The sequence below is a fragment of the Saccharopolyspora elongata genome, from assembly GCF_004348985.1.
In the GTDB taxonomy this organism is placed as follows: Bacteria; Actinomycetota; Actinomycetes; order Mycobacteriales; family Pseudonocardiaceae; genus Saccharopolyspora; species Saccharopolyspora elongata.
Window position 1 is genome coordinate 21,665 of record NZ_SMKW01000052.1, and the last position, 26,236, is coordinate 47,900.

Below are 26,236 nucleotides of genomic sequence, written 5' to 3' on the forward strand. Positions count from 1 at the left end.
CGATGCGATTGCTGATCTGTGCTCCGCTGGGCCTCGAAGCCCAGGCCCTGCGGGCGGCCCTGGGCCGGGATGCGGTGCGCCGCACGGGATGCGGCCCGCGCCGCAGCGCACGCGCCGCCGCCGCGCTGGCCGGGGCCGACTTCGACGTGCTGGTCGTCGCCGGGCTGGCAGGCGGCGTCGCCGCCGAGGTCCGCAGCGGCGACGTGATCGTGGCCGACGAGCTCCGCGGACGCGGAGGCACGGTGCACTGCCCGGCGGCGGCGTCGTTGGCGGCGCACCTGCGCCGCGCCGGATTCCCGGTGCACTGCGGCCCGATCGTCACCGCCGACCACCTAGTGCACGGTGCCCGGCGCGGCGAGCTTGCCCGCACCGGAGCGCTCGCCGTCGACATGGAGTCCGCGGTGCTGGCCCAAGCCGCCGGCGGGCGGCCGCTCGGCGTCGTGCGCGTCGTGGTCGACACCGCGCGGCAGCCGCTGCTCCGGCCCGGCACACCAAGCCGGGCGCTGGCCGCGCTCGCCCGGTTGCACGCCGTCGGCTCGTGCCTGCCGCGCTGGGGCCGGGCCGTCCTGCCCGAGAACCGATTCGTCGCACCCGAGGAGGTGTCCTGATGGGCATTCCGATGCGCCAGGCCATCCGCGTCGGCGCCTACCTGGTGAAGCAGAAGCTCGCGCGCCGCGAGAAGTTCGCCCTGACCCTGGAGCTGGAGCCGCTGTTCGCCTGCAACCTGGCGTGCGCGGGCTGCGGCAAGATCCAGCATCCGGCGAGCATGCTCAAGCAGCGGATGCCGGTCGCGCAGGCCATCGCGGCGGTCGAGGAGTGCGGTGCCCCGGTGGTGTCCATCGCGGGCGGCGAGCCGCTGATGCACCCCGAGATCGAGGTGATCGTCGACGAGCTGATCAAGCGCAAGAAGTTCGTCTACCTGTGCACCAACGCGCTGCTGCTGCCCCGCAAGATCGACAAGTTCCGGCCGTCGCCGTACTTCGCGTGGGCCGTGCACATCGACGGCCTGGAGGAGCGGCACGACGCTTCGGTGTGCAAGCAGGGCGTGTTCGCGCAGGCGGTGGAAAACGTCAAGGAGGTCCAGCGGCGCGGGTTCCGGGTCACGACCAACTCGACCTTCTTCACCTCCGACACCCCGCAGTCGGTGATCGAGGTGCTGGAATACCTCAACAACGACCTCCGGGTCGACCAGATGATGCTGTCGCCTGCCTACGCCTACGACAAGGCGCCCGACCAGGAGCACTTCCTCGGCGTCGCCGAGACCCGCGAGCTGTTCCGGAAGGTCTTCGCCGACGGGCGGCGCAAGAAGTGGCGGTTCAACCACTCGCCGCTGTTCCTGGACTTCCTGGAGGGCAAGGCCGACTTCCAGTGCACGGCCTGGGCCATCCCGTCCTACTCGCTGTACGGCTGGCAGCGGCCGTGCTACCTGATGAGCGACGGCTACGCGGGCAGCTACCAGGAGCTGCTGGCCGACACCGACTGGTCCGCCTACGGCCGCGGCCGCGATCCGCGTTGCGCCAACTGCATGGCGCACTGCGGCTACGAACCGACCGCCGTGCTGGCGACGATGGGCTCGCTGCGCGAGTCGATCCGCGCCGTGCGCGGCTGACTCAGCCGAAGCGCCGGGCGAGGCGGTGGAACGTGCCCGGCAGCGCACCCTGCAGCCGGGCGGGCGCGACGAGCCACCTGGGGACGAACACCTCCGCCTCGCCGCGCTCCACGCCGCGCACCAGCGCCTCGGCCACCTCCCGCGGGCCGACCATGCGCGGGAAGCGGCGGTCGTAGCGGCGGCCGGCGAAGAACGGCGTGCGGACCGCGCCGGGGAAGACCGTGGTCACGCCGATGCCGTCCTGGTGGCGCAGGCCCGCGGCGAAGGCCCGCAGGCCCGCCTTGGTCGCCGAGTAGACCTCCTCGCCGGGCACTCCCACGACCGCGATCGAGGCGACGAACACCACGTGCCCGCGCCGCCGCCGCAGCTGCGGGAGCGCCGCGCGGGTCAGCAGCATCGGCGCGGTCAGGTTCAGCGCCGCGAGCGCGGCGATCCGCTCCGCCGGCATCGAGTCAAGGTCGCCCGCCCAGCCGATGCCCGCGCTGTGCACCAGCAGATCGACCTCGCGGGCGGCCGCGGCTACCCGGTCGAGCCCGGCCGACTCGGTCAGGTCGGCGGGCAGCGGCTGGCCGCCGGTGCGCCCGGCGACCTCGGCCAACCGGCGCTCGTCGCGGCCGACCAGCACGACCCGGCACCCGCGCGAGCCCAGCTCAGCGGCGGTCGCCGCGCCGATGCCCGAGGACGCGCCCGTGACCAGCGCGGTCCGCCCGCGCACCGGCAGCCCCGCGGGCCGCGTCAGCCCCACGTCGAATCTCCCGCGTCGCGGTCGTTCTGCTCCATCGCGCGGCGCAGCTGCTCGCCTCGGCGGGTCAGCACCACGATGCCGCCGATGATCACCACGACGGCGATGATCTCGCCGGCCAGGATCGCGGGGGAGGACTCGATCCGCTCGCCCAGCCAGTTCACCCCGATCGCGGCCGCCACCAGCGGGTCGACGGTGGTGATCACGGCCAGCGCGGGCGACATCAGCCGGCCCCGCTGGAAGGTCTGCTGGCTCAGCAGGAAGCCCATCGGCCCGATCACGCACACCGCGTACAGCGTCCAGTGCTGGAACGGCTCGGCCAGACCGCCGCTGCGGAACTGCCCGGCCACCACCTTGATCAACCCGGCCGTCACCCCGTACAGCACGCCGGTGGCCACGGCCATGCCGATCACCCCGACCTCGCCGGGCAACCAGCGCGCGGCCACCAGCGACAGCACCACCAGCAGCCCGAGCGCCAGCGCCAGCGGCAGGATCGACGCGCCGGTGAACTCGGCGCCCTGCCCGGACGGGCGGCCCAGCACGAGGAAGGCGGACAGCCCGCCCACGCAGGCCAGCCCGCCCAGCGCCAGCACCAGGTCCATCTTGCGGTGCGCCAGCAGCGCCGCGAAGCCCGCGCCGAAGAGCACCGAGGTCACCAGCAACGGCTGCACCAGCACCAACGGGCCGAAGGCCAGCGCCACCACCTGCAGCGACAGCCCGACGAGCACGGTCACGATACTGAGCACCCAGATCGGCTTGCGGACGAGGTCGAACAGCATGCGAGGGCTCAGGGTGCGCACCTCGGGGACCTGCTTGGTGACGCGGTGCTGGATCGCGCTGGCCAGCCCGAAGCTGGCCGCGCCGACGACCGCCGCCGGAACGGCGATGACCAGCACCGTGCCCTGCGTGCTCACCGCCGCGCTCCCCGCAGATCGGCGAAGGCGTCGCGGAGGTGACCGGCGAGCGCGACGGCCCGCGGGGCCAGCCCGGTGTCGGTGGTGATCCCGACGCCGAACCGGTCGCCCCAGCCGATCACGCCGACCGCCACGCCCACGCCGTCGGCCAGCGACAGCACCGGCACCACACCCGCGATCCGCAGCGGGCCGATGTGCGCGGGCCGCCGCTGCCCGGGTAGCACGGAAACGACGGCGTTGAAGAAGCGACGCTGGTAGATCTGCCGCACGACCCAAGCGTGCAGGGGCGCGGGCAGGACGCCGAGAGCAGCGAGCACGGCTCCGGCCGCCGCGGTCTGGCCGGTGCGGTCCGGCTCGGCGAGCCCGGCGGCGACCTCGGCGACGCGGCGGGCCGGCGACATGGGCCCGACCGGCAGGTCGATCGACATCGACGCGGTGTGGTTGCCGGGCGCGCTCGTGCCCGCACCGCCGCGCGCGGTTCGGACGGTGCGCGGCACCATGACCCGGAACCGCTGGCCCGCAGTGGTGTCGCCGAGAGTCCGGTGCAGCGCCTCGGCCACCACGCCGAGCAGGAACGCTGTGCTGCTCACCCCGTGCGAGCGTGCGCTGGCGCGCACGTCGGCGGCCGGGAACTCGACGTCGGCGAACGACCGGTTCGGCGTGCTGCGCCCCACCAGACGGCTGGCCGGCGCGGGCCCGGCACCGGCCAAGCTCACCAGGCCGCGCAAGACCTTCGCGGCGCGGCGGTGCCACGGCCTACTCCCGGAGCTCGGTGATGTCGTCGGCTGCGGGCCGTCGGCCAGCAGCCGAAGCAGGGTGCTGGTGACCGCGACGCCATCGCCGAGCGCGTGGTGCATCTTCGCCAGCAGCAGGACGCGGCCGGTGTCGATGTCGTTGAGCAGCAGCAGTTCCCACGGCTGACGGTCGGTGCGCACCGGGGTGCTGAAGAACTCCTCGACGACCGGGTCCGCGGGCCGCCCGTCGCGCAGCTCGAGGCACCGCAGGTGGCCCCCGGCGTCCACCTCGTCATCAGGAGTCCACTGTGGCCGTCGACCGCGGCGCAGCACCAGGCGGCGGGTCAGCATCGGCAATCCCCGCGCGCGCTGGGCGATCCGGCTGCTGATCTCCTCGCAACATTCCTGTGTGGACAGTTGCGGTCCGTCCAGTTGCAGGATCGCGCCGGTCTGCTGCGAGACGGCAGGGGTCGTGGCGTACACGAAGAAGGCGTCCTGCGGGCGCAGCGGGCGGCGGCCGTGGTGGCGGGGCAGCTGTGCCAGCGCGGCCACCTGGTCTGTGAAGTCCGCGGCCTGACTGTGCTTGAGAGCTCGGTCTTCCCGCTGCGCGAGCAGGTGCGGCTCGGCGACCCAGCGGCGCAGCGTCGCGGTCAGGTCGTGTTCGCGCGGGCACAACTCGGCCAGCTCCGCATCGGCCATCAGTTCGGCGTTCGCGCGTCCGTGCCCGGCGATCGGCTCGAACATCACCACGGCCCGCCCGCAGGCGAGCGCCTCCAGAGCCGTGGCACCGCCCGCGTTGGTCACCACGACGTCCGCGGCGGCGAGCAGACCGGGCATCTCGTCCACCCAGCCCAGCGCGACGATCCGGTCGTCCGCGCGCGCGGCGAAGCGCCGCCGCAACGCCTCGTTGCGCCCGCAGATCACGACGACGCGGTCGACACCGGCCCGGAGCGCCGCGTCCGCCGCGCGCTCGACGGAGCCGAAGCCGAGGGAGCCGCACGAGATCAGCACCGTGAAACCGGTCTCCGGCAACCCGAACGACCGACGTGCCGCCGCCCGGTCCGCAGGCCGGAACGCCGACACCACCGGCGGCACGCAGACCGCGCCCACGGCGTCCGGTTCGGCGCGCCGCATCGCCCGCAGGCTCGCGTCGCTCATCACGTAGTGCAGGTCGGCCTCGGGGTAGACCCAGAACGGGTGCGGCGAGAAGTCCGAGACCACCGCGGCCACCGGCACGCCGAGCCCGCCCCGGCGGCGCAGCCGGTCGAGCCCGGCGGTGCCCAGCGGGTAGGTCGAGACGATCAGGTCCGGGTCGTGCGCGGCGATGGCGCGGCGCAGCCGCCGCCCGCTCCACGCGCCGACGAACCGGCGGGAGGCGTTGGCGAACCAGCGGTAGCGCCACAGCGAGTCGTAGAAGAAGTCGTAGAGCCACGGCGTGGACTCGACGTTGGTGACGTAGATCCAGTTGAACGTCGCGGGCACCCACCGGCCCATCGCGCGCAGGGCGTCCAGCCAGGACACCTCGCACCCCGGCCACGCCCGCCGGGCCGCCTCCTCGACGGCTCTGGCGGTCGCATTGTGCCCCTCGCCGATGGTGGCGCTGATCAGTAGCACTCGACGCGGCTGGACGGTCACCAGGCTCGATCCTTTCGCCCGACCCGTGCCTTCGCAGGCTAACGTGGGCGACCGGGATCGGCCGGTCCGATCAGTCCGCGGGCAGCAGCGGGCCGTGGCTGCCGACGAGCCGCACGGTGCCGTCGGCGAGCCGGTAGGAGAGTCCGGCTACCGCGCAGCGCCCGGCGGCGACCTCGTTGGCCAGCAGCGCGGAGCGCTCCAGCATCAGGTCGCCGGTGCGCTGGATGTGCACGTCCACGATGTCGTCGACCTCGGTGGCACCGCCGGCGCGGGCGGCCAGGACGCTCGGCGTCACGCGCTCCACGACGTCGCGGATGTAGCCCTGCGGCGCGGTGCCCTCGATGCACGCCTCCCGCGCGGCCGTGACGGCGCCGCAGGAGTCGTGGCCGAGCACCACCACCAGGGACGCGCCGAGCACGCCGACGCCGTACTCGATGCTGCCGAGCACCTCGGCGCCGATGACGTGACCGGCCGTGCGGACCACGAACAGGTCGCCGAGGCCCTGGTCGAAGATGATCTCCGCGGCCAGCCGGGAGTCGGAGCACCCGAAGAGGACGGCGAAGGGGCGCTGACCCGGCGCGAGGGAGGCGCGGTAGTCGGCGTCCTGGTTGGGGTGCAGGAACTCGTTCTCGACGAATCGCCGGTTGCCTTCCAGCATCACTTCGTAGGCGTGGGCGGGCGAAGACGGCTGATTCGGCATGCCGAAACGCTAACGCACGTGGGTTCGAAAAGACCCGGCCCGCGTGCCCCGTATGGGCGACATCACGTCGTGTAACACCTGATACATTTTGTTCCGTGACAGATGAACACCCGACGCGCTGGCTGGTCCTCGTGGTGCGGCTGCCCGCGCAACCGTCGCGGCACCGCGTGGCGGTGTGGCGGGAGCTGCGCCGGGTCGGTGCGCTCTCGCTGGGGCAGGGCACCTGGACGCTGCCGGACGTGCCTGGCGTCGCGGGCGGGGTGGCGCGAGCGATCGAGCTCGCCGAACGCGGCTCCGGCGAGGTCGTCGTGCTGGCCGCCACCGGGCGCGAGGAACCCGATTCGGCGCGGCTGGCGGAGATGTTCACGGCCGAGCGGCAGGAGGAGTGGTCGGAATTCCTGGCCGACTGCGGCAAGTTCGACGCCGAGATCGACAAGGAACTGCGCAACGGCAAGCTCACCATGGCCGAGCTCGAAGAGGAGGAGCAGAGCCTGGAGCGGCTGCGCCGCTGGCACCGCGACCTCAAGGCGCGCGACGTCTTCGGCGCCCCGGCGGCCGCCGAGGCCCAGAAGCAGTTGCAGCACTGCGCCGACCGGCTGGCCGACTACACCGAGCAGGTTTTCCAAGCCCTGCACCAGATGTGACCGGATGCGCCAGCGCGGGCGACGAGGAGGCGGTCGGATGTCCGGCACCGAGCCGGTGACCCGACACGGGGTCGGGCAGGTCCTCCCGCTGTACGCGGCCGGATTCGTCACGGCCTTCGGCGCGCACAGCATCGCCGCCGGACTCGGCGCCTACACGGGCTTCGCCTCGCTGCTCGCGCTCGGCCTGCTGCTGGCCATCTACGACGGGGCCGAGGTGATCCTCAAGCCGGTCTTCGGCGCGGTCACCGACCGGATCGGCCCGCGCCCGGTGCTGATCGGCGGCCTGCTCGCGTTCGCGGCGGCCTCGGCGGCGTTCGTCCTCGCCGGTGACCCGGCTGCGGTCGGCCTCGCCCGCTTCGGCCAGGGCGCGGCTGCCGCCGCGTTCTCCCCGGCCGCCGGGACGCTGGTCGCCCGGCTGGCGCCGGACTCCCAGCACGGGCGCGCCTTCGGCGGCTACGGCGCCTGGAAGGGCCTCGGCTACGCCCTCGGCCCGGTGCTCGGCGGCGTCCTGATCACCTTGGGCGGGTTCGACCTGCTCTTCGGCGCGCTGGCGGCGCTCGGGCTCGCGGTGCTCGCCTGGGCGGTGCTGATCGTGCCGAAGGTGCCGCCGCTGCCGCGGACCCGGCAGACCCTGCTCGACCTGGGCCGCCGCTTGACCGCGCCCGGATTCCTGCGGCCGACGGCGGCCCTGGCCGGTGCGACGGCCGCGTTGGCGGTGGGCGTCGGGTTCCTGCCGGTGGTGGGCGCGGGCGATGGGCTGGGCCCGCTGGCCACCGGCGCGGCGGTGTCGGTGCTCGCGACGACCGCCGCGCTGGTGCAGCCGTGGGTGGGCCGGGCGCGCGATGCGGGACGGTTGCCCGAGGTGCCCGGCATGACCGGGGGACTGGCGGTGGCGGCGGTCGGGTTGCTCGCGGCGACGGTGGTTCCCGGCCTGCCGGGGCTGCTCGTGGCCTCGGCCGCCATCGGCGTCGGCACCGGCGTCGTCACTCCGCTGGGCTTCGCGCACCTGGCGGCGTCGACGCCGCGCGAGCGGCTCGGCCAGACGATGGGCTCGGCGGAGGTCGGGCGCGAGCTGGGCGACGCGGGCGGCCCGCTGCTGGTCGGCGCGATCGCCGCCGCGGCCTCGCTCGGGCTGGGCCTGGCCGTTCTGGCCGCGGTGCTGCTGGTGCTGGTTGCGGCGTTGTGGGTGGGCACCCGGGCGCGTCGCTGAGGCCGGTTTTTGACCTCGCAACCAACGTCGTCGCGGCGTATCGTGGGCGAGCGGTGATTCGCTCCGGACCACAGCCGTCGCATGGTGTTGGGGCTGTTGAGCGGTTGCCGTTGATCGAGGATGGATGCTCGCTTGGTGTCCGGAGTCCGGGCGGACGTGCCCCACGCGAACATCCGACAACCGGGGCGGGGTCGGCGTAGGTGGCCCCACCGGCTGGCGGTTTGTTCACTGGGGGTAGCCACCAGTCGAGCCGGTCGGTGGTGAGACGGGCGAGGGGGCCGCCTCACCACCGGCTTTCCCGCTCTTCGCTCAGTTGACGCACGGGACGCCGTCGGCGGTGATCGGCTCCGCGCCGGTCCCGGTGGCCTGCTGCCGGTGCGGGCCGTCGAGCCGGACGGCGCCGGGCGGCGCGAAACCCGGCGCGGCGGGCCCGTGGTAATCGCTGCCGATGATCACCTGGACCCGGCCGCGGGGCAGCGACCCGTCGGCCTCGACCGGCAGGCCGCCGAGCAGCGACGCGATCCGCTCGGCGGACTCGCCGCCGTCCTGGCCGTGGCGCACGACCGATTCCGCTCCGGACGGCGCGTTGCCGACCTGGCTCACGGGCACGCCCCGGTTGGCGAGTTCGGTGCGCACCCGCTGGGCCAGCCCCGACGTTTTCGTCGCGTTGAGCACGTCAACCGCCGAATCGGCTTCGGCGCCGGCCGTTGCGGGGTCGATCGTGCTGCTGATCGCGGCCTTCACCTTGCGGGGATCGACCAGGATGGCGTCGCCGTCCTCCGGCGTCTCGTAGTCGGCGTCCTCGATGGGGATCGTGGTGAACCGGACCGCGCCGCCGGCCAGCCCGCGCAGCCGGTCGGCGAACGCCAGCACGTCCCAGTCCCGGTCGAGCACCACGGATTCCTGCAGCGACCTGATCAGGTCGCGCAGCCGGGCCGGGTTGGCCAGCACGCCGCCGGAGAGCACCGATTGCGTGAGCCCGGCGAGGAAGGCCTGCTGGCGCACCACGCGGTCCAGGTCGCCGCGCGGCAGGCCGTGCCGCTGGCGGACGAACGCGAGCGCGTCCGTGCCGGCGATCGTCTGCGGCCCGGCCGGGAAGTTCGCGCCGGAGTAGGTGTCCCGCGCGGGCGCCAGCAGGCACACCGGGACGCCGCCGACCGCCTCCGTGATCCGCGCGAAGCCGAGAAGGTTGACCTCGGCGTAGTGGTCGATCGACACGCCGGTCAGCTGCTCGACGGTGCGCACCAGCAGCTTGCGCCCCGCGTCGCCGCCCAGCCGCGCCAGCTCCGCGGGATCGGTGGTGCCGCGCTTGTTCTGCGCCGCGATAGCGGCCTCCTTGCCCCGGCCGTACGCGGAATTGATCTTGTGCCGGCCGAACCCGGGGATCTGCACGAACGCGTCGCGCGGGAAGGAGAAGCCGACCGCGCTGGAACCGTCGTTGGGGATGTGCAGCAGGATGATCGTGTCGGTCAGCGCCGCGTCGTTGGCGCCCGCGCGCAACTCCCGGAGGACCGCCTCAGGAAGCGGGTTGCCGTGCGCGTCGGTCCGGCTGTCCATGCCGACCAGCAGGACGTCGGTCGCCCCGTCGGCGCCGGCCCCGTCGATGACGTCGCTGGTCGCGAGGCCGTCGAGCAGGTGCCGGTAGTTGGACCACGCGTATCCCGTCACCACCAGGATCAGCACCGACAGCATGGTCACCGCTGCGCGCGCACCCGCGCGGGCGCGCGCAGCGGAGCGCCGGGCCTGCGGCGCGGGGCGGCGCGCGACGGGTCGGCGGGCGGCCGCGCGGGCGTTGCGGTGCGGTGGCACGGTACCTCCGGCGGGTGCGCCCCTGGCGCTGCTCGAACTCCGGTGTCCCCTCAAGCATCGCATTCGTCCGGGCATCCAGCAGATCATCCGATAGCGGATGATCTAGCGACGCAGGGTAACTGGCGCATTCGTCCATTGCGGACGATGCGACCGGCCACAGTGGATCGCGGGGTCAGTCCTCGGTGCCTCCGGATGCGGGTTCGCCGGGCAGATCGCCCTGCCGGATGCGGTAGACCTGCAGCGCGGTGTCGTAGTACTTGGTGGTTTCGCCGACCCACTCCATGCCGATGCGTTCCGCGGTGGCGATCGCGCGGGTGTTGTCCGGCCGGGCCAGCCCGAAGATCTCGTCGATGTCGAAGGTGAACGCCCAGCGCAGCAGCGCGGAGGCGGCCTCGGTGGCGTAACCGTGCCCCCAGGTCTCGGGGCGCAGCTGCCAGGTCAGCTCCAGGTCGTGGTCGTACGGCGGCAGCATCCGCAGCACCAGGCCGCCGATCACCGCGTCGTCGGACCGGCGCTGCATCGCCCACCGGCCGGTGGGTGGCACCAGGCTGGGTTGCGACTCCGTCCAGGACTGCACCACGGCGCGCATCGCGGCGAGGTCGGCGACGTTGGCGATCACCGGGGTGAGCCACTCGGTCACCTCGGGGCGGCCGTAGAGGGCGAGCGCGGCCTGCACGTCGGCGTCGCCGGTGGTCCAGTCGCGCACGATCAGCCGCTCGGTTGTCAAGGGAGGCTGCATGGCGGCCCTCGCCTTCGCCGAAGCAGAGGAGAACCTCCCGATTCTAGTTCGAGGGGCCCACCGGAGTGCATAGCGTTGATTACACCTATTGCTTCAGTGTCAATCGAAATCAATTTCCTGACCACCTGCCGGGGCGGCTGGGTCCGCAGGTCGCGGCGGTGGGTACGCCGGGTTCCGGTTCGAGTGACCGGGTCAGTGGTCCGCCGGTAGGGGTGGCAGGGTGCCCGTGGCGTCGAAGTCCCAGTCGTGGGGTTCGCCGAGGGCGACCATGTCCGGGTGGTCGGCGACCTCCTGGGCGTAGGCCTCCGAGACCTCGATGCGGGGCATCGACAGGGTGTTTCGGATGCGCACCACCCGCGCCGGGCGATCCTCGGTGCCGCGGGACATGTGCAGCGCCGCGATGATCGCGTCCCGGTCGTTGGCCAGCGCCATCGGGATCCGCGCGCCGTCGGGCACGCCGGAGGTCAGCGAGTTCGTGTAGAACGAGCCGAACTCGATCTGGTCCACGCAGCGCTGGGTGGTCACGTCCGCCATGCCCAGGCCGCAGGCGTTGCCGTTGGTGTGCTCGGTGAGGCCGAGGACCACGATCCGCTTGATCGGCACCGCCTTGAACTTGTCCGCGTTGACCGGGGCGCGGCCGGTGATGTTCGGGTCCATGCCGGCGCCGCTGATGTCCTTGCCGATCTCGTCGACGACCAGCACGTCGATGTCCGACACCAGCAGCTTCGGCATCAGCCGCTTGGCCTCGACCAGCAGCTCCGCCTCGCGGGCCAGCAGCTTCTCGGTCGGCACCAGCTCGATGCGCGCGACATGCTCGTAGGCGTTCTCCACCACGGCCATGCCGAACTCGATCGGCACCACGTCCAGCACCGCCTCGGCCACCGCCGGGATCAGCCGGTTGAACGCCTCGAAGCCGTGTGTGTGCAGGATCGTCGCGCCGCGGTGCTTGCCGAGTCCGATCGCGATCATCTTCGCCAGGCCGCTCTCGTGGGTGCCGCGGAAGTCGGTGTGCGGCTTGACCCGGCCGAGCACCACCACGCCGTCGGCCTGGGCGGCCTCGGCGTCGAAGTGCACCGGGGTGCCGTCGGGCAGCTCGGCGACCACGACCGTGTCCATCGACGAGACCACCGGCGCGCCCACCGTCTCCTCGGTGATCCCGTACTCGGCGAGCACCTGCCGCTGGCCTTCGGCGGTGCCGCCGCCGTGGCTGCCCATCGCGGGCACCACGAACGGCTTCGCGCCGCAGCCGGCCAGGGCGTCGACCAGGGTGGCGACGATGCGGTCGATGCGGGCCACGCCGCGGCTGCCAGCGGTGATCGCGATCCGCTTGCCGGCGACCGGGTTCGCGCGGTCGTGCTCGGAGACCTGGTCGCGGATGGCGGCCTCGAGGTCCTCGACGGCCGCCGCGGCGAACCGCTGCTCGATCGGGATCATCCTGGGGAGTTCGATGTCGGCGCCGGCCAACCGGACATTTTCGACGTTGAACATGCGGCGATCCTTCTGCGCGTTGACCGGGAGAGTGGTCTGAACAGTTGACCGCGATCTTCGCATGCGGGACAGCCCGGCGGAAGGGGCGAGCCGTAGGCTGGGCGGGTGCCAGTGAAGCGCCCGAACCCCGGCTGGTGGCTGTACTACCAGTTCGGCGGCAGGCTCCCCGAGCGGTATCGCGAGTGGGTGCTGCGCGACGCCACCTGCAAGTCGTGGGTGCTGCGGGTGCTGATCCGGGGGCTGCTCCAGATCGCGCCGCTGGGCGCGGCGCTGTTCGTCGGGTTCGGTGTGCTGGGCGGGTCGTGGCCGATCGCCGGCGGCGCGCTGCTGCTGGGCGTGCTCGTGGTGGCCCGCATCGTGCTGACCAGCGCTGTGGACAACGTCGACGCGCGCCTCGTCCGCTACGGCTACCCGCCGGGCCACGGCTCCGCCGTCCGGCGGCGGCGCGACGCCGATGCCGCCGAGCGCTACCGCGCGGTGTGGCGCCAGGCGCCGCCGGACTAGCCGGGGCTGCGGACCACCGCGACCGGGCACGGCGCGTGGTGCAGGACGCCGTTGGCGACCGAGCCGAGCAGCAGCCCGGCGAAGCCGCCGCGGCCGCGGTGACCGACCACCAGCAGCTGCGCTCGCCGGGCCGCCTCGCACAGCGTCGCGACCGGGTGCTCGTTGGCCACCTCGCGGCGCACCGTGACGTCTGGGTAGTCGGCGCACCAGCCCGAGAGTTGTTCGGAGAGGTGCAGTTCGGCCCGGTTCTGGATCTCCTGGCGGTCGGGCACGGGATATGTGCCGGCGGTGAAGTAGGCATCGGGCAGCGCCTGCACCGCGAGCAGGCCGGCGTGCCGCCGGCTCGCGGCGCCGAATGCGTAGTGCACCGCGATGCGGTTGACCGCCGAGTTGTCGACACCGACGACGACCGGGCCCGAGGCGGCCGCGTCACCGCGCACCACGACGACCGGGCAGCGGGCGTGCGCGGCGACCGAGATGCTGATCGCGCCGAGCAGCGCGTCCCGGAACATCCCGTGCCCGCGCGACCCGACGACCACCAGCTGGGCGCTGTCCGAGCGGCGGACCAGCTCCTCGGCGGGGTGCCCAGTGGCGACCTCGTCGGTGATCGCGACCTCGGGCCGCTCGCGGTGGCATCGTTCGGCGACGTCGCGGACCACCTGCTTGGCGAATCCTTCCCGGGCGGGATCGTCGTTGACCACTACCAGGTGCACCGGAACGCCCAGCCGCACCGCCTCGGCCGCAGCCCACAGCGCGGCCTGCGCGGACGATTGCGAGCCGTCGACGCCCACCACCACCGACTGCTTCGCCCTGGTCATCGCCCATCGCCTCCTCCGCACCACTGTGCGCATCCGCCGGTGGCGGCGAGTAGGGCCGATGTGCCCCGGGCCGCCCCGCCCGGGTCCTGGCCGACCAGCGCACTTAGTATCGGTTGGTGTCCGATGAGCTGAGTCCCGCAGCGATCTTCCGCGCCGGAACCCGCCTGCGGCAGGTGGTCCGCCGCACGCCGCTGGAAACGAGCAGCCGCCTGACCGGCGAACTTGGCGTCCCGGTGCGGCTCAAGCGGGAGGACCTGCAGGTCTGCCGCTCCTACAAGGTGCGCGGTGCGTACAACCTGATCTCCTCGCTGAGCCCGGCCGAGCGCGAGCGCGGCGTCGTGTGCGCCAGCGCGGGCAACCACGCGCAGGGCGTGGCCTTCGCCTGCCGTGAGCTGAAGATCAAGGGCCGGGTGTACCTGCCGGCGAACACGCCCCGGCAGAAGCGGCGCCGGATCGCCGCGCTCGGCGGCGAGTGGGTCGAGCCGGTGATCGTGGGCAGTTCCTTCGACGAGGCGAGCGCGGCGTCCAAAGAGGACAGCCAGCGCACCGGCGCGGTCTACGTGCACCCCTTCGACGATCCGCGGACCATCGCCGGGCAGGGCACCGTCGGACTGGAGATCGCCGAGCAGCACGACGGCCCGATCGACACCGTGATCGTGCCGGTCGGCGGCGGCGGGCTGCTGGCGGGCGTGGTGCTGTGGCTCAAGGAGCACTTCCCCGAGGTCCGGGTGATCGGGGCCGAGCCGGCAGGTGCGGCGAGCATGCGCGCCGCGCTGGACCACGGCGGGCCGGTCGCGCTGCCGTCGGTGGACACCTTCGTCGACGGTGCCGCGGTCGGGCGCGTCGGCGATGCCGGGTTCCAGGTGGTGCGGGAGCTGGTCGACGAGCTGGTGGCGGTGCCCGAGGGCGCGGTGTGCACCGAGATGATCGAGCTCTACCAGACCGAGGGCGTCATCGCCGAGCCCGCCGGTGCGCTGGCCAGCGCGGCGGCCCGGCTGCCGCTGGAGCGCCCGGCCCGCGGCCCGGTGGTGTGCGTGGTCTCCGGCGGCAACAACGACCTCAGCCGCTACGGCGAGGTCGTCGAGCGCTCGCTGGTGCACGAGGGCCTGCGGCACTACTTCCTGGTCACCTTCCCGCAGGAACCGGGTGCGCTGCGGCACTTCCTCGACGACGTCCTCGACGACGGCCAGGACATCGTCGCGTTCGAGTACGTGAAGAAGAACAACAGGGAGACCGGCCCGGCGCTGGTCGGCATCGAGCTCGACCGCGCCGACGAGCTGGACGGCCTGCTGAAGCGGATGAAGGAATCCCCGCTGCAGATCGAGCAAGTCCCACCGGGCTCCCCGCTGTTCTCGTTCCTGATCTGAAGACCTGTCTCCGATCTCCATTTGCGTGAGTTCCAGGCTCGGCCTGGGTGGTGGGGGGTCAGGTCAGGGCAGGTTGAGGACGAAGTCGAACGTGGCGATCTTGCCCTCCGGGCCGTCCTGGACCGCCATCAGCAGCGCCGGGTCGAAGATCTGGTCCCAGTTGTTGCCGGGCTCGCCGGGGAAGTACAGCTGCGTGGTGAGGATCGGCTGGTTCGGGGCCTGCGCCTTGACGTGGATGTGCCTGGTGCGGCCCGGGTACAGGCCGGCCACGATGGTGTCGAGCCGAAATCGGCCCTCGGCGTCGGTGAACTGGTGGCCGCGCAGCGTGTAGCCGGTGTTGTCGTACACGCCCGCGTTGTCGGCCTGCCAGAAGTCGAGCAGCACGTTCGCCAGCGGCTTGCACGAGATGCTGTAGACGAAGCCGCTGACCACCAGCGGGGTGCCGGGCATGCCGGGTTCCCGCAGGTCCGCGCGCTCGGGTGAGTTGGGCTTGAAGTACGGGCCCTCCATCTGCTCGTGGGTCGGGCCGTCGCCGTCGTCGCACATCGGCGTCGGGGTCAGCGGCCCGGCGTCGGCGCGCGGCGCGCGCAGCACCTCGCCGGCCACCGCGGGTATCGCGGCTGCCGTCACCAGGCCCGCCTTCAAGAACGTCGCGCGGCGGATCCGTCTCTCCTCGTCGGTCATGTTCCGACCTCCGTTTTCAAATGGAACTTTATTGGTGTAAACCATTTCAGATGGTTGTTCTTCGCATTTCGACCGCGAAAAGCATGAATCGGGATCGGCAGAAAGCATTACGGTGCAAGGGAAAAGGCGGCGTTCGGGGTAAGCGCCGCTGAGGCGCCCGGCCGCGTCAGGCGCGCGCCGGGCTCCCGGGCGCCGTCGTCGGCAGGTGGATGGTGAAGGTGGTCCCGACGCCGACGGTGCTGCGGACCGCGATGCGGCCGCCGTGCACGTTCACGAGGTGGTGGGTGATGGCCAGGCCGAGGCCGCTGCCGCCGCCGTGCCGGTTGCGGGACTTCTCCGCCCGCCAGAAGCGGTCGAACACGTGCGGCAGCGCGGCCGCGTCGATGCCGACGCCGGTGTCGGCCACGTCGATGGCCACCTCGTCGCCCGCGCGTCGCGCCCACAACGTGACCCGGCCGCCGGATGGCGTGTAGCGCAACGCGTTCGACACCAGGTTGCCCAGCGCTTGCCGCAGCCGGGTCGGGTCGGCGGTGAGGTCGGGGTCGTCCTCGACGGTGACGACCAGCCCGACGCCGCCCGCATCGGCCCGGCCCCGGTGCGCCGCGGCGACCTGCTCCAGCAGCGCGCCGACGTGCACGGGCTCGGGGTACACGCGGAGCTTCCCGGCGTCGGCCAGCGCGAGGTCCTGCAGGTCGTCGATCAGGTGCTGCAGGAGCAGGGTCTCCTCCAGCAGCGAGGCCACCAGCGGTTGGTCCAGGGTGGCGACGCCGTCCTGCGAGGCCTCCAGCCAGCCGCGGACGTTCACCAGCGGCGTGCGCAGTTCGTGCGCGATGTCGCTGACCATCGTCTTGCGCTGCTGTTCGGTGCGCTCGACCTGCTCCGACATCGCGTTGAACGCGGCCGCCAGCTCGCCGATCTCGCCGCGCGCGCTCGTCCTCACCCGGGCCGACCGGTCGCCGCCGCCCATCCGCCGGGCCGCGGTGGTGATCGCGTCGATCGGACGGACCAGGCGGCTGGCGGCGAGCGCGGTCATGCCGACGGTCAGCACCAGCACCACCAGCGCGGTCCACGCGATCCGCGCGGCGCCCACAGTGGACAGATCGGTCGCGGCGTGATTCCCGCCGGGCTTGGTGATGAACAGGTGCGCGGCGGGGGAGACGTAGGAGCCGAGCTGTTCCCGGCGTCCGGATTCCACGCAGCGCTTGGAGCCCGGATCGGCGCGGAGTTCCTCCGGCGAGGTCACCGCCGCCGATTGTGCGGGCAGCGGATCGAGCCCCTGCCGGGCCAGGCATGCGTTGATCAGGGCGACCAGCTCGGAGCCGGCCTCGAGCTCGGTTTCGGTCGCCTCCAATTGCGTGGAGCAGCGCTCCTCCGGCGAAGCGGTGGGCGCGGAGGTTTGGGCCGGTTCCGGTACGGCGGGCCTCGACTTCTTGGGAGCACCGTCGTTCGGGACGAGCTGGACGACCGGGCGGCCGTTGGGGCGTTCGGTGATCACGCCGTCGTCGCCGAGCCGCCGGAAGCAGTCCAGCTGCCGCTGCGCGGCCTTGCCCAGCTCGTCGCGCTCCGCGGCGGTCAGCCGGTACGGGCCGACGGCGCGCGGATCGATGCCCGCGGCCGCCGCATCGGGCTTGAGCACCGGGTCGACCGCGAGCGGATCCACCACCGCGGAAGGGGTTTTCGGCAGCTGGGGATCCTGCGGCCCACCGGAGTCGGCGATCGGCACCCGCGACGTGGTCGTCAGCGTGATGCGCCGCCCGGTCTGCGCGGCCAGGTCCGCCACCACCTGCTGGACCCCGGACCACTGCGGATTCGCCGCCGCGTAGCCGAGCAGCGAATCGTAGATCTTGGCGTCGGTGGCCAGGGTTTCACCGAGTTCCTGGTTGATCGCCCCGCTGGTGCTCTGCGCGGCCAGCCACGCGGTGGCGCCGATGGAACAGCCGGCCACCACCACCGACATCGCCAGCAGCCGGGCGAGCAGGCTATGCCGGCGCGCCATCGGCGGAGCCGTCCTGGAGCTTGTAGCCGACGCCGTACACGGTGAGCAGGTGGATCGGCCGCCGGGGATCGGGTTCGAGCTTGCGGCGCAGGTTCATCACGTGCACGTCGATGGTGCGCTCGGTGATGAACTTGTCCATGCCGAAGGCCTGGCTGAGCAGCTGGCCGCGGGTGAAGACGCGGCCGGGCTCGGCGGCCAGCACCGCGAGCATCCGGAACTCCGCGGGAGTGCAGTCCAGCGGGGCGCCGCCGAGGGTGATCTCGTGTCGCTGCTGGTCCACCACCAGATCGCCGACGCGCAACGGCTGCTGGTCGTTGTCCTGGCTGCGGCGGACGCGGCGCAGGATCGCGCGGATGCGGGCGGCGAGCTGGCGCGGGCTGTAGGGCTTGGTCACGTAGTCGTCGGCACCGAGGTCGAGCCCGAGCAGCACGTCCTCCTCGGTGGTCCGCGCGGTGAGCAGCACGATCGGGACGTCCGACTCGGCCCGCAGGATCCGGCACACGTCCAGGCCGTCGACCTTGGGCATCATCACGTCCAGCACGATCAGGTCGGGTGCGCGTCGCCGCGCCTCGTCGATCGCCGCGCGACCGTCGTGCACGACCACCACGCGGTGGTTGTCGTGCTCCAGATATCGCCGGATCAACTCGGCCTGCTTCGGGTCGTCCTCCGCGACCAGCACCTGTGCGCTCACATCGCGCATTATCGCCTTCCGCCCGCGCGGCGGGTGATCCGCCACCGGACCTTGATCGCGGCTGAACAGGTTCTTCACATTTCGGGGCCCGCCCGGAATCGAACAGGATCTTCACATCGATCAGACGGGATCTTGAAAAGGCCGCCGCATTCTGGTCCTCGTCCGGGACCCCGGGCGAACAGTCGAATGGAAGGACGCGATCGATGAAGCTTGGTCGTACGTGCGCGGCAGCTGCGCTCCTCGGTGCGGCGGCGCTACCGCTGGCGGCGCCGGTCAGCTGGGCAGACGGACCGGGCACCGCGCCGGTGCGCGAGCAGCAGGCCCCGGATGCTCCCCGGGCCGAGCAGCCGAAGGAATCGGCCCCGGCCGTGCCGGTGCCCGAGGCGACCCAGGCAGTGCCGAAGGAGTCGACTCCGGCCGTGCCGAAGCCGGCGACCGGCGACCAGGTGCGGCAGCGGCCGGTGGGCGCGCCGGAAACCGGTGGCGGGCCGGTGGAGTCGGGCTTCGACCCGGCGGTCCTCGGCGGTGCCGCCGCGGCCGTCGCGGTGGCGGGCGGCGGTGTCGCGCTGGTGCTGCGCCGCCGGCGCGCGGGCGCGAACTGAGGCGCATCCGCATGAGCGTGCATCCCCGGGCACGGGGGAGCCAGGGCGGTCGCGGAACGGTCGCGGCCGCCCTGGTCCTCGCGGCCATGGCGCTTTCCGGTTGTTCGCCCGGCGGGCAGTCCATCGACCTCGTCACGCCCTCTTCGGCGCCGGTGCGGGAATCGCCGGCGGTACCGCGATCGGAACCGGCGTGGATCGAGATACCCCGGATCGGCGCGCGGTCATCGCTGGTCCCGCTGGGGCTCAACCCGGACCGGACGATCGAGGTCCCGTCCGTGCACCAGCCGATGCAGGCCGGTTGGTACGAGTACGGTCCCACGCCGGCCGAAACAGGACCGGCGGTGGTACTCGGGCACGTCAACGGCGACGGCCAGGACGGGATCTTCGCGCGGCTGCGCGAACTGCGGCCCGGCGACGAGATCCTCATCGGCCGCCAGGACGGGCGGGTCGCCAGGTTCGTCGTGGACCGCATGGCGCAGCCGCCGAAGACCGGGTTCCCCGCCGACGAGGTGTACGGCAACACCGCCGGCCCGGAGTTGCGGCTGATCACCTGCGGTGGCTCGTTCGACCACTCGGCCCGCAGCTACCGCGACAACATCATCGCCTTCGCCGGCCTGACCGGAATGGTCGGCTGAGGACCGTCCACTTCGGTCACGAAGGCTGGATGCCGGTGCTCAGCAGCATCGCGACGTCGAGCAGGGCGACGAGGACGACCGCGTGGAAGGCGGTGCGGGAGCCGGGGCGGCGGCCGAGCAGGAGACCGGCGCCGAGCACGGCCGCCGCCAGCGGCAGGACCACCCAGCTGGACACGCCTGCCAGCACCGCCGACGCGGTCAGCACCAGCAATGCCGCCGCCGCAGTGCTTTTCGCCGCGCCGAGGCGGTGCGGCAGGCCGCGTACGCCGGTGGCCGCGTCGTCGGCCAGATCCGGCAGCGCGTTCACGAAGTGCGCGGCCGAACCGAGCAGCGCCGCGGCGAGCATGAGCCGCGCCGGTGGGGGACCGGCGCCGCCCAACGCCACGAACGCGGGCAGCAGGCCGAACGACACGGCGTAGGGCAGCACCGAAAGCGGGCCGGCCTTCACGCCGAGGTCGTAAGCCCACGCCGACGCCAGCGCGACGAAGTGGACGGCCGTCGCGGCGGCGCCGAACGGCAGCGACAGCACCACGGCCGCGGGCGCCGACGCCAGCACGGCGATCAGCGCCGTTCGCCGCGAGACCTCCCCGGCGGCCACCGGCTTGCCCCGCCGCCGGACCCGCGCATCCCGGTTGGCATCCACCAGGTCGTTCAGCCATCCGACGGACAGCTGCCCGGCCAGCACCGCCGCGGCCGTCAGGAGCACGCCGCCCGCGTCGCGCCCGGTGGTGGCCGCGAGCCCGGCGGCGATTGCGGTGACCGCCACCGCCGGCCCCGGATGCGAGGCCCGGAGCAGCGAGGACGCCGTTGCGAAGTGCCGCACCCGGCCGAGTGTGCCAGCCTGGAGCGCATGGCACGCTCCGGCCGGACCGTGCGGCGCAACGATCCTTTGCTGTACGAGGTTTTCGCCGACCAGTGGTGGCAGCCGCGCGGCGTCTTCGCGATGTTGCACTGGCTCGCCGCCGCGCGCGGCGCACTGGTTCCCACCGCCGCGCGGACCGGCGCGGTGCTGGTGGATCTCGGCTGCGGGGCGGGCCTGCTGGCCCCGCACGTGGCGGGCAAGGGATATCGGCACATCGGCGTGGACCGGTCGCGGACCGCGTTGCGGCAGGCCGCCGAGCACGGCGTGCAGCCCGTCGTCGGCGACGTCCTCGCGGTTCCGCTGCCGGACGGGTGCGCGGACTGCGTGGTGGCCGGGGAGGTGCTGGAGCACGTGACCGATCTGCCTGCCGCGGTGGCGGAGGCCTGCCGGGTGTTGCGGGCCGGGGGCCTGCTGGTGCTGGACACCCTCGCGGCGACGGCCCTGTGCCGGGTGGTGGCGATCGGGATCGCCGAACGCTTGGTGGTGCGCGGCGTGCACGATCCGGCGCTGCTGGTCGATCGCGCCGAGCTGGTCGCCGAGGCGGCCCGGCACGGCGTCGCGCTGCGGCTGCGCGGCGTGCGGCCGTCGTGGCTGGACCTGCTGGCGTGGGCCGCCGGCGGCAGGGGAGGCGTCCGGATGCTCCCGTTCTCCTCCACTGCCGTGCTGTTCCAGGGAATCGGCCGGAAGAAGGGGTGAAAGCCGTTGTCGCTGTTCGTGGAACCGTCTTCGCCGACCGCCGCGCACGAGGCGGCGCGAGACCTGGTGCCGCGCATCGCCGCGCGCGCCGGGCACTACGACGCCGAAGGTGCCTTTCCCCGCGAGGATTTCGCCGACTTGCGCGCCCGCAGGCTGCTGGGCCTCATGGTTCCGGTGGAACTGGGCGGTTTCGGCGCGTCGTTCGCCGACTACGCCGCGGTCGCGACCGAACTGGCCGGCGGCGCCGGCTCCACGGCGCTGATCTTCAACATGCACGCCTCCGTCACCGGCGCGCTCGCGCACACACCCGAAGAACTGCTGCGGCAGCTGGGCGCGCCGGAGAGCTGCTTCGCCGCGCGGGACCGGCTGCTCGCGGCGGCCGCCGACGGCGCGCTCTACTCGGTGGCGATGAGCGAGCGCGGCACGGGCTCGCGGCTTTCGCGCACCACCACGGTGTTCCGCCGCCGTGACGGCGGGTACCGCATCACCGGCAGCAAGGCGTTCGTCTCCGGTGCCGGTCATGCCGACGCGTACCTGGTCACCGCCAAGGACGCGGACGCCGCCGAGCCGAAGGTGTCGTACTTCCTGGTTCCGGCCGGTGAGGGCATCCGGGTGGAGCCGACCTGGGATTCGCTGGGCATGCGCGCCACCGGGAGCCACGACGTGCACTTCGAGGTGTCGGTGGGCGCCGACGCGCTGCTGGGCGGGATCGAGGGGATCACGTTGCTGGTCGCGCAGGTGATGCCGCAATGGCTCGTCGCGTCGTACGCCGCCGTCTACGTCGGCGTGGCTCGGTCGGCGCTGCGCGAAGGCGGCGCGTACCTGTGCGAACGCGGGCTGCACACTCTGCCGGCCGTGCGATCCCGGATGGGCCGGGCGGATGCGGCGGTCGCCGCGGCCGACGCCGTGGTGCGGGAGGCCGCCCGGCGGGTGGCGCAGCGGCCGGGGGAGCCGGAGACGAACCGCTGGGTGTGGCGGGCGAAGCTGATCGCAGGCGACACCGCGGCCGCGGTGGCCGCGTCGGTGCTGGAAGCGGCCGGGGCGTCGGCGACGCGGCGCGGCCACCCGCTGGAGCGGATCTACCGCGACGCCCGATGCGGCGCGCTGCAACCGGCGACGTCCGACGTCTGCGCCGACTGGCTCGGCGTGGCCGCGCTCGGCGGCGACCCCGACGACGAGACCGAGTCGCCCCGTTGGTGACGCCGCTGATCGCCGGACTCGGCTCGGCGCTGCCGGACACCGCCGAGCAGCAGGCGCTGTGGGACGGCTTCTTCCAGGAGCACTTCCGCGGCAGCCGCCTCGCCCGGCGGGTGTTCGCCGGCGCCGGGGTGCGGCGCAGGCACACCGTGGCCAACCCGGTCAAGGAAGACCTCTCCGGTTGGTCCACGGCCGCCCGGATGCGCCGCTTCGACGAGGAAGCCCCGCGACTGGGGCACCAGGCCGTCACCGCCGCGCTGGAGGACGCCGGGATCGGCGCGGACGAGGTCGGCCTGCTCACCGTCGCCACCTGCACCGGTTACGGCACACCGGGCCTGGACATCAAGCTCGCCACGTCCCTCGGGTTGCGCCCCGACCTGCGGCGGCTGTTCGTCGGGCACATGGGCTGTTACGCGGCGCTGCCCGCGCTGGGCGGCGTAGCGGATTTCGTCGCGGCGCACGGCCGAGCGGCGGTGCTGCTCTGCCTGGAGCTGACCTCCCTGCACATCCAGCCGCCGACCGACGATCCGCAGCAGGTCGTCTCGCACGCGCTCTTCGGCGACGCGGCGGTGGCGGCGGTCCTGCACCCGGCGGCGGCCGGGCTCGCGGTCGTGGACATCGCCGCCTTCACCGACGACACCGCGAGCGCGCACATGACCTGGGAGATCACCGATCTCGGCTTCCGGATGGGGCTTTCGCCGCAGGTGCCGGAGGTGCTGGCCCGGCACCTCGGCCCGGTGCTCGACGACCTGCTCGGCCGCAACGGCTTGCGGCGCGCTGACATCCGGGGCTGGGCGGTGCACCCGGGCGGCCCGCGCATCCTCGACACCGTCGCGGACACCCTCGAACTGCCACCTACCGCGCTGCAGCCGTCGCGCGACGTCCTCGCCGAACACGGCAACTGCTCGTCCGCGACGCTGCTGCTGGTCCTGGAGGAACTCCTGGCAGGCGGGCTCCACGACGGGAACCACGTCGTCGCGCTGGCCTTCGGCCCCGGCCTGACGCTTTACGCCGCGCTGCTGAAAGCCATCCTGTAGCCGTGGAACCCGAACCGCTCACACCGGACGCGCCGCACCGGATGCGTTGCTCGTTCAGCAAGCAGAGCTGGAGCGACGTCGTGTTCGCGCACTGGCCTTGCCCGGAACAGGACATTGAGGCGCTGCTACCGCCGCGCACCAGGCCCGACCTGTTCGACGGCACGGCCTGGGTCGGCGTGGTCGGCCTGGGGATGTCGGTGCGCAGCCCGCTGCGGGTGCGGTTCGCCGAGCTCAACGTGCGGACCTTCGCCGTCGACGAGCGCGGCCGCCGCGGGCTGGTGTTCTTCTCCCTGGAGGCGTCGCATTCGGGTTTCGTCCGCGTGGCCAGGACCGTCGGCCGCCTGCCGTACCGGTCGGCGGTGGTCGAATGTTCGAAGACGGCGACCGAAACCGCCTACCGCGTCGACCGATCCGGCGTCGGCCTGGTGCTGCGCATCCGGCGTGGCGGCCGGGTCGCGCCGACCGGCGCGGACCGGTTCCTCACCGAGCGCTGGCGGATGTTCTCGACCTGGTACCGCCGGCCCATCGAGGTCCCGGTGGCGCACGAGCCCTGGGCCCTGGATTCCGCGGAGCTGCTGGACTTCACCGACACCGGGCTGTTAGCCGGGTTCGGGCTGGCCCCGCCGAGCCGGCCCGTCGTCCGGTTCGCGTCCAGAGTGGACGCCCGGTTCGGCCTGCCGGTGCCGTTGTGACGCGGCGGGCCCGGCTCCGAGTGGAGCGCGGGCCCGCCGGTTCAGGGGAAAAGCCGCTGGAAGAGATCACTTGCCGCCGACGTTGAGGTCGATGCAGGCGTAGAAGGCGTTCGCCGTGTCGGCGACGTTCCAGACAGCCAGCACCTTCTGCTTGCCGCTGACGCCGCCGAGGTCGACGGTGTGCGACAGCTGCGACGGCGGCTGCTGGCCGCCCTGGTCGAACACGGCGACGCGGTTGCCGCCGATGAAGTACTCCCAGGTCGACGTGCGGTGCGCGGCGGTGAGCGTCCAGTTGAAGGTGACGGAGTTGCCGACCGGCGTCGCGGTCCAGCCCTTGCCGTCGTCGTCGAGCTCCGCGAAGCCCGCGTTGCCGCCGCTGCAGCTCTGCAGGCCCTTCGGGCCCTCGACGCTCTGCGGCTCGTACTTGATGGCGCCGCACGGGACGGTGCCCTGGGCGCACTGGGCCTGCCGGCTCGGCGGCGAGTTGACGTATCCGTGCGCGCTGGCGGTGCTGGTGGGGATCGCGACGAGGGCCGGGGCGAGCGCCGCGCCGACGATGGCTGCGGCGAGTTTCGGCTTCTTGTTCATCTCAGCTCCTTCGGAGGAAACCGCCTGGTCAGGGGGGTGGTGCCGGACCGGCGGTGCTGGGTGGAACTTGGCCGAGGAAGGGAGAGGGGACTCCGACGACCACCGGCCCCGGCGGGTCGGACCCCGCGTTGAGCCGATGGTCTGGACCATAAGTTTCTGGTGTCATGGCGGTCAAGATTTGCCCGGTCTGCGTTTTTCCCAGCGCGTTTGCCAGTTTTCACCTGACGTTCATGCGGCGGACCCCGTGCCGACCATGTCCACTATGGACTCGAGGTTGTGCTGTGCAGCGCTTTCGGGGGCCGGTCCGCGTAGTGGGACGATCGGGGTGTTCGTTGACACCGGCGCCGGGTCGCCCGACGATTGCCCGGTGCTGATCACGTTCACCCGCCGCCGGCACGTCGACCTCCGTCGCGTGGCGAGCCAGGCGTGTCGCCGATGATGTCGCGCAGCGCGGCACATCGAGCTTTCCAGTCCGAAGAGGACATTCCAATTCCGGATCGTTTCCCGGGTCGCCGCCGGTGGCCCCATCTGGAGGTGCGTGGACGTGCAGTTGGGCATCCTGAGTCTGGGCAGCACGCAGCCGGACCCGCTGACCGGTGAAACCCGTTCGGCCACCGAGCACTTCGACGACGTCGTGCGGCTGGCCGAGTTCGCCGAGCAGCTGGGCCTGGACTACTTCGGCTTCGGCGAACACCACGCCGGCCGGACGGTGGCTACGGCGCCGCCCGTGGTGCTCGCCGCGATCGCGGCCCGCACCAGCCGGATCCGGCTGATCACCACGGTCACGCTGCTGAGCACCCTCGACCCGCTGCGGGTGGCGGAGGACTACGCCACCCTCGACCACCTGTCGCACGGCCGACTCGAACTGATCGTGGGCAAGGGAAATTCCGCCGACCCCTACACGATGTTCGGCTACGACCGCAAGCACCAGTGGGAGCTGCAGGCCGAGCACTACGAGCTGCTGCACCGGCTTTGGCGCGAGGAGGACGTCACGTTCAGCGGGAAGTTCCGCGGCCGGCTGGAGGGAGTCACCAGCCTGCCGCGGCCGCTGCAGACCCCGCCGCCGGTCTGGCACGGCGTCGCCACCAGCCAGGCCTCGCCGGACCTCGCCGCCCGCTTCGGCGACCCGATCTTCGTCGCCAACGCGATCCAGCCGATGGAGAACTACGGCAAGCTCGTCGACCACTACCGGGAGCGCTGGGCCGCCTACGGCCACGACCCGGCGCGGGCCGGGGTGGGCTCCGGCGGATTGTTGTTCGTCGGCAAGACCTCCCAGCAGGCGAGGGACGACTTGCGCCCGTACTACGAGGCCCAGTGGGCCGACCGGGACCCCACGCGGGACCGCGGCGGGGTTGGCGACGAGCCGGCCGGGCAGACCCTGGAGAGCAACATCGCCGCCGGCGGGCTGTTCGCGGGCAGCCCGCAGGAGATCGTGGACAAGGTCGGCACCTACCGGGAGCGGTTCGGGCACGACCTGATGATCTTCGGCCCGCAGATCGGCGGCATGCCCTACGGGCTCGTCGCCGACTCCCTCGACCTGTTCGCCACGGAGGTGGCGCCGCACCTGCGATCGCTCTGACCCGCGGCCCGGGCAAAACGGACGCATTCGGGCCGACTGCTCGACTCCGCACCCGTGCTGTGAT

The 26,236-nt window shown here is 72.8% G+C and carries 27 protein-coding genes; 14 read left to right on the forward strand and 13 right to left on the reverse strand.

Translation table 11 applies throughout. The features are described from left to right. Positions 1–2 precede the first annotated feature (2 nt). Complete coding sequence (locus E1288_RS30700) at positions 3–608, forward strand: phosphorylase family protein (protein WP_132491355.1); 606 nt, start codon at positions 3–5, stop codon at positions 606–608. After that, positions 608–1,609: an adenosyl-hopene transferase HpnH gene (gene hpnH, locus E1288_RS30705; protein ID WP_132491358.1), complete on the forward strand. Its 1,002-nt coding sequence runs from the start codon at positions 608–610 to the stop codon at positions 1,607–1,609. Before E1288_RS30700 ends, hpnH begins: the two co-directional genes overlap by 1 nt. A 1-nt stretch (position 1,610) precedes the next feature. On the opposite strand, the gene E1288_RS30710 is transcribed toward hpnH, so the two are convergent. The 4 genes from E1288_RS30710 to E1288_RS30725 form a co-directional block, all read right to left on the reverse strand. After that, positions 1,611–2,354, reverse strand: a complete 744-nt coding sequence (locus E1288_RS30710; protein WP_235883914.1) for an SDR family NAD(P)-dependent oxidoreductase — start codon at positions 2,352–2,354, stop codon at positions 1,611–1,613. Then, positions 2,345–3,265 (reverse strand): DMT family transporter, encoded by a 921-nt coding sequence (locus tag E1288_RS30715; protein ID WP_132491361.1) that lies wholly within the window; start codon positions 3,263–3,265, stop codon positions 2,345–2,347. Before E1288_RS30715 ends, E1288_RS30710 begins: the two co-directional genes overlap by 10 nt. Further along, positions 3,262–5,634 (reverse strand): wax ester/triacylglycerol synthase domain-containing protein, encoded by a 2,373-nt coding sequence (locus tag E1288_RS30720; protein WP_132491364.1) that lies wholly within the window; start codon positions 5,632–5,634, stop codon positions 3,262–3,264. The genes E1288_RS30715 and E1288_RS30720 overlap by 4 nt, the downstream gene beginning before the upstream one ends. Positions 5,635–5,704: 70 nt before the next feature. Next, the gene (locus tag E1288_RS30725) at positions 5,705–6,334 is read right to left on the reverse strand and encodes a carbonic anhydrase (RefSeq protein WP_132491367.1); all 630 of its coding nucleotides are present in this window, start codon (positions 6,332–6,334) and stop codon (positions 5,705–5,707) included. A 95-nt stretch (positions 6,335–6,429) separates the two neighbouring features. On the opposite strand from E1288_RS30725, the gene E1288_RS30730 reads away from it, so the two are divergent. Then, complete coding sequence (locus E1288_RS30730) at positions 6,430–6,978, forward strand: Chromate resistance protein ChrB (RefSeq protein WP_132491370.1); 549 nt, start codon at positions 6,430–6,432, stop codon at positions 6,976–6,978. A gap of 37 nt (positions 6,979–7,015) precedes the next feature. Further along, the gene (locus tag E1288_RS30735; protein WP_132491373.1) at positions 7,016–8,188 is read left to right on the forward strand and encodes an MFS transporter; all 1,173 of its coding nucleotides are present in this window, start codon (positions 7,016–7,018) and stop codon (positions 8,186–8,188) included. 309 nt (positions 8,189–8,497) lie between these two features. Here the strand turns inward: E1288_RS30735 and E1288_RS30740 are convergent, their stop codons facing one another. The 3 genes from E1288_RS30740 to E1288_RS30750 all read right to left on the reverse strand — a co-directional run bounded on the left by E1288_RS30740 (position 8,498) and on the right by E1288_RS30750 (position 12,224). Continuing rightward, positions 8,498–9,997, reverse strand: a complete 1,500-nt coding sequence (locus E1288_RS30740; protein ID WP_132491376.1) for an LCP family protein — start codon at positions 9,995–9,997, stop codon at positions 8,498–8,500. 172 nt (positions 9,998–10,169) lie between these two features. Further along, positions 10,170–10,736 carry a GNAT family N-acetyltransferase gene (locus tag E1288_RS30745; protein WP_132491378.1) on the reverse strand — a complete coding sequence of 189 codons (567 nt, stop codon included), beginning with the start codon at positions 10,734–10,736 and terminating at the stop codon, positions 10,170–10,172. Between the two features lie 192 nt (positions 10,737–10,928). Continuing rightward, a complete protein-coding gene (locus E1288_RS30750) occupies positions 10,929–12,224 on the reverse strand; it encodes a nickel pincer cofactor-dependent isomerase, group 22 (protein ID WP_165968334.1) in 1,296 nt (431 codons plus the stop codon). A gap of 105 nt (positions 12,225–12,329) precedes the next feature. Between E1288_RS30750 and E1288_RS30755 the strand changes: the two genes are divergently transcribed. Further along, positions 12,330–12,728 carry a DUF5313 family protein gene (locus tag E1288_RS30755; RefSeq protein ID WP_132491383.1) on the forward strand — a complete coding sequence of 133 codons (399 nt, stop codon included), beginning with the start codon at positions 12,330–12,332 and terminating at the stop codon, positions 12,726–12,728. On the opposite strand, the gene E1288_RS30760 is transcribed toward E1288_RS30755, so the two are convergent. After that, the gene (locus E1288_RS30760) at positions 12,725–13,546 is read right to left on the reverse strand and encodes a universal stress protein (protein WP_132491386.1); all 822 of its coding nucleotides are present in this window, start codon (positions 13,544–13,546) and stop codon (positions 12,725–12,727) included. The genes E1288_RS30755 and E1288_RS30760 overlap by 4 nt on opposite strands. Positions 13,547–13,659: 113 nt before the next feature. Here E1288_RS30760 and ilvA point away from each other — a divergent pair, with 113 nt between their 5' ends. Further along, entirely contained in the window at positions 13,660–14,913 is a 1,254-nt protein-coding gene (ilvA, locus tag E1288_RS30765; protein WP_132491388.1) for a threonine ammonia-lyase IlvA, read from the forward strand. Between the two features lie 63 nt (positions 14,914–14,976). On the opposite strand, the gene E1288_RS30770 is transcribed toward ilvA, so the two are convergent. The 3 genes from E1288_RS30770 to E1288_RS30780 all read right to left on the reverse strand — a co-directional run bounded on the left by E1288_RS30770 (position 14,977) and on the right by E1288_RS30780 (position 18,284). After that, complete coding sequence (locus E1288_RS30770) at positions 14,977–15,597, reverse strand: dioxygenase family protein (RefSeq protein ID WP_132491391.1); 621 nt, start codon at positions 15,595–15,597, stop codon at positions 14,977–14,979. A gap of 166 nt (positions 15,598–15,763) precedes the next feature. Continuing rightward, positions 15,764–17,593, reverse strand: coding sequence for a sensor histidine kinase (locus tag E1288_RS30775; RefSeq protein WP_207954649.1), 1,830 nt, complete (start codon positions 17,591–17,593; stop codon positions 15,764–15,766). Beyond that, positions 17,577–18,284, reverse strand: a complete 708-nt coding sequence (locus tag E1288_RS30780; protein WP_207954650.1) for a response regulator transcription factor — start codon at positions 18,282–18,284, stop codon at positions 17,577–17,579. Before E1288_RS30780 ends, E1288_RS30775 begins: the two co-directional genes overlap by 17 nt. 203 nt (positions 18,285–18,487) lie before the next feature. Here E1288_RS30780 and E1288_RS30785 point away from each other — a divergent pair, with 203 nt between their 5' ends. Together E1288_RS30785 and E1288_RS30790 are read left to right on the forward strand one after the other, a co-directional pair. Further along, positions 18,488–18,886 (forward strand): hypothetical protein, encoded by a 399-nt coding sequence (locus E1288_RS30785; protein WP_132491397.1) that lies wholly within the window; start codon positions 18,488–18,490, stop codon positions 18,884–18,886. A gap of 11 nt (positions 18,887–18,897) precedes the next feature. Further along, a complete protein-coding gene (locus tag E1288_RS30790) occupies positions 18,898–19,521 on the forward strand; it encodes a class F sortase (RefSeq protein WP_132491400.1) in 624 nt (207 codons plus the stop codon). 16 nt (positions 19,522–19,537) lie between these two features. Here E1288_RS30790 and E1288_RS30795 read toward each other — a convergent pair whose 3' ends face one another. Next, positions 19,538–20,344: a UbiA family prenyltransferase gene (locus tag E1288_RS30795; protein ID WP_132491403.1), complete on the reverse strand. Its 807-nt coding sequence runs from the start codon at positions 20,342–20,344 to the stop codon at positions 19,538–19,540. A 27-nt stretch (positions 20,345–20,371) separates the two neighbouring features. On the opposite strand from E1288_RS30795, the gene E1288_RS30800 reads away from it, so the two are divergent. The 4 genes from E1288_RS30800 to E1288_RS30815 are packed head-to-tail and all read left to right on the forward strand — an operon-like array spanning position 20,372 to position 24,005. Then, the gene (locus tag E1288_RS30800; protein WP_132491406.1) at positions 20,372–21,079 is read left to right on the forward strand and encodes a class I SAM-dependent methyltransferase; all 708 of its coding nucleotides are present in this window, start codon (positions 20,372–20,374) and stop codon (positions 21,077–21,079) included. Positions 21,080–21,085: 6 nt separating this feature from the next. Further along, positions 21,086–22,279, forward strand: coding sequence for an acyl-CoA dehydrogenase family protein (locus tag E1288_RS30805; RefSeq protein ID WP_207954651.1), 1,194 nt, complete (start codon positions 21,086–21,088; stop codon positions 22,277–22,279). After that, positions 22,276–23,313: a type III polyketide synthase gene (locus E1288_RS30810; protein WP_132491485.1), complete on the forward strand. Its 1,038-nt coding sequence runs from the start codon at positions 22,276–22,278 to the stop codon at positions 23,311–23,313. Before E1288_RS30805 ends, E1288_RS30810 begins: the two co-directional genes overlap by 4 nt. Positions 23,314–23,315: 2 nt before the next feature. Then, positions 23,316–24,005 carry a YqjF family protein gene (locus tag E1288_RS30815; RefSeq protein ID WP_132491409.1) on the forward strand — a complete coding sequence of 230 codons (690 nt, stop codon included), beginning with the start codon at positions 23,316–23,318 and terminating at the stop codon, positions 24,003–24,005. A 66-nt stretch (positions 24,006–24,071) separates the two neighbouring features. On the opposite strand, the gene E1288_RS30820 is transcribed toward E1288_RS30815, so the two are convergent. After that, a complete protein-coding gene (locus E1288_RS30820; protein ID WP_132491412.1) occupies positions 24,072–24,593 on the reverse strand; it encodes a lytic polysaccharide monooxygenase auxiliary activity family 9 protein in 522 nt (173 codons plus the stop codon). 262 nt (positions 24,594–24,855) lie between these two features. On the opposite strand from E1288_RS30820, the gene E1288_RS50495 reads away from it, so the two are divergent. Then, entirely contained in the window at positions 24,856–25,032 is a 177-nt protein-coding gene (locus E1288_RS50495) for a putative leader peptide (RefSeq protein WP_408014109.1), read from the forward strand. 105 nt (positions 25,033–25,137) lie between these two features. Next, on the forward strand, positions 25,138–26,172 hold the full coding sequence (locus E1288_RS30825; protein ID WP_235883915.1) for an LLM class flavin-dependent oxidoreductase: 1,035 nt from the start codon (positions 25,138–25,140) through the stop codon (positions 26,170–26,172). Positions 26,173–26,236: the final 64 nt, after the last annotated feature.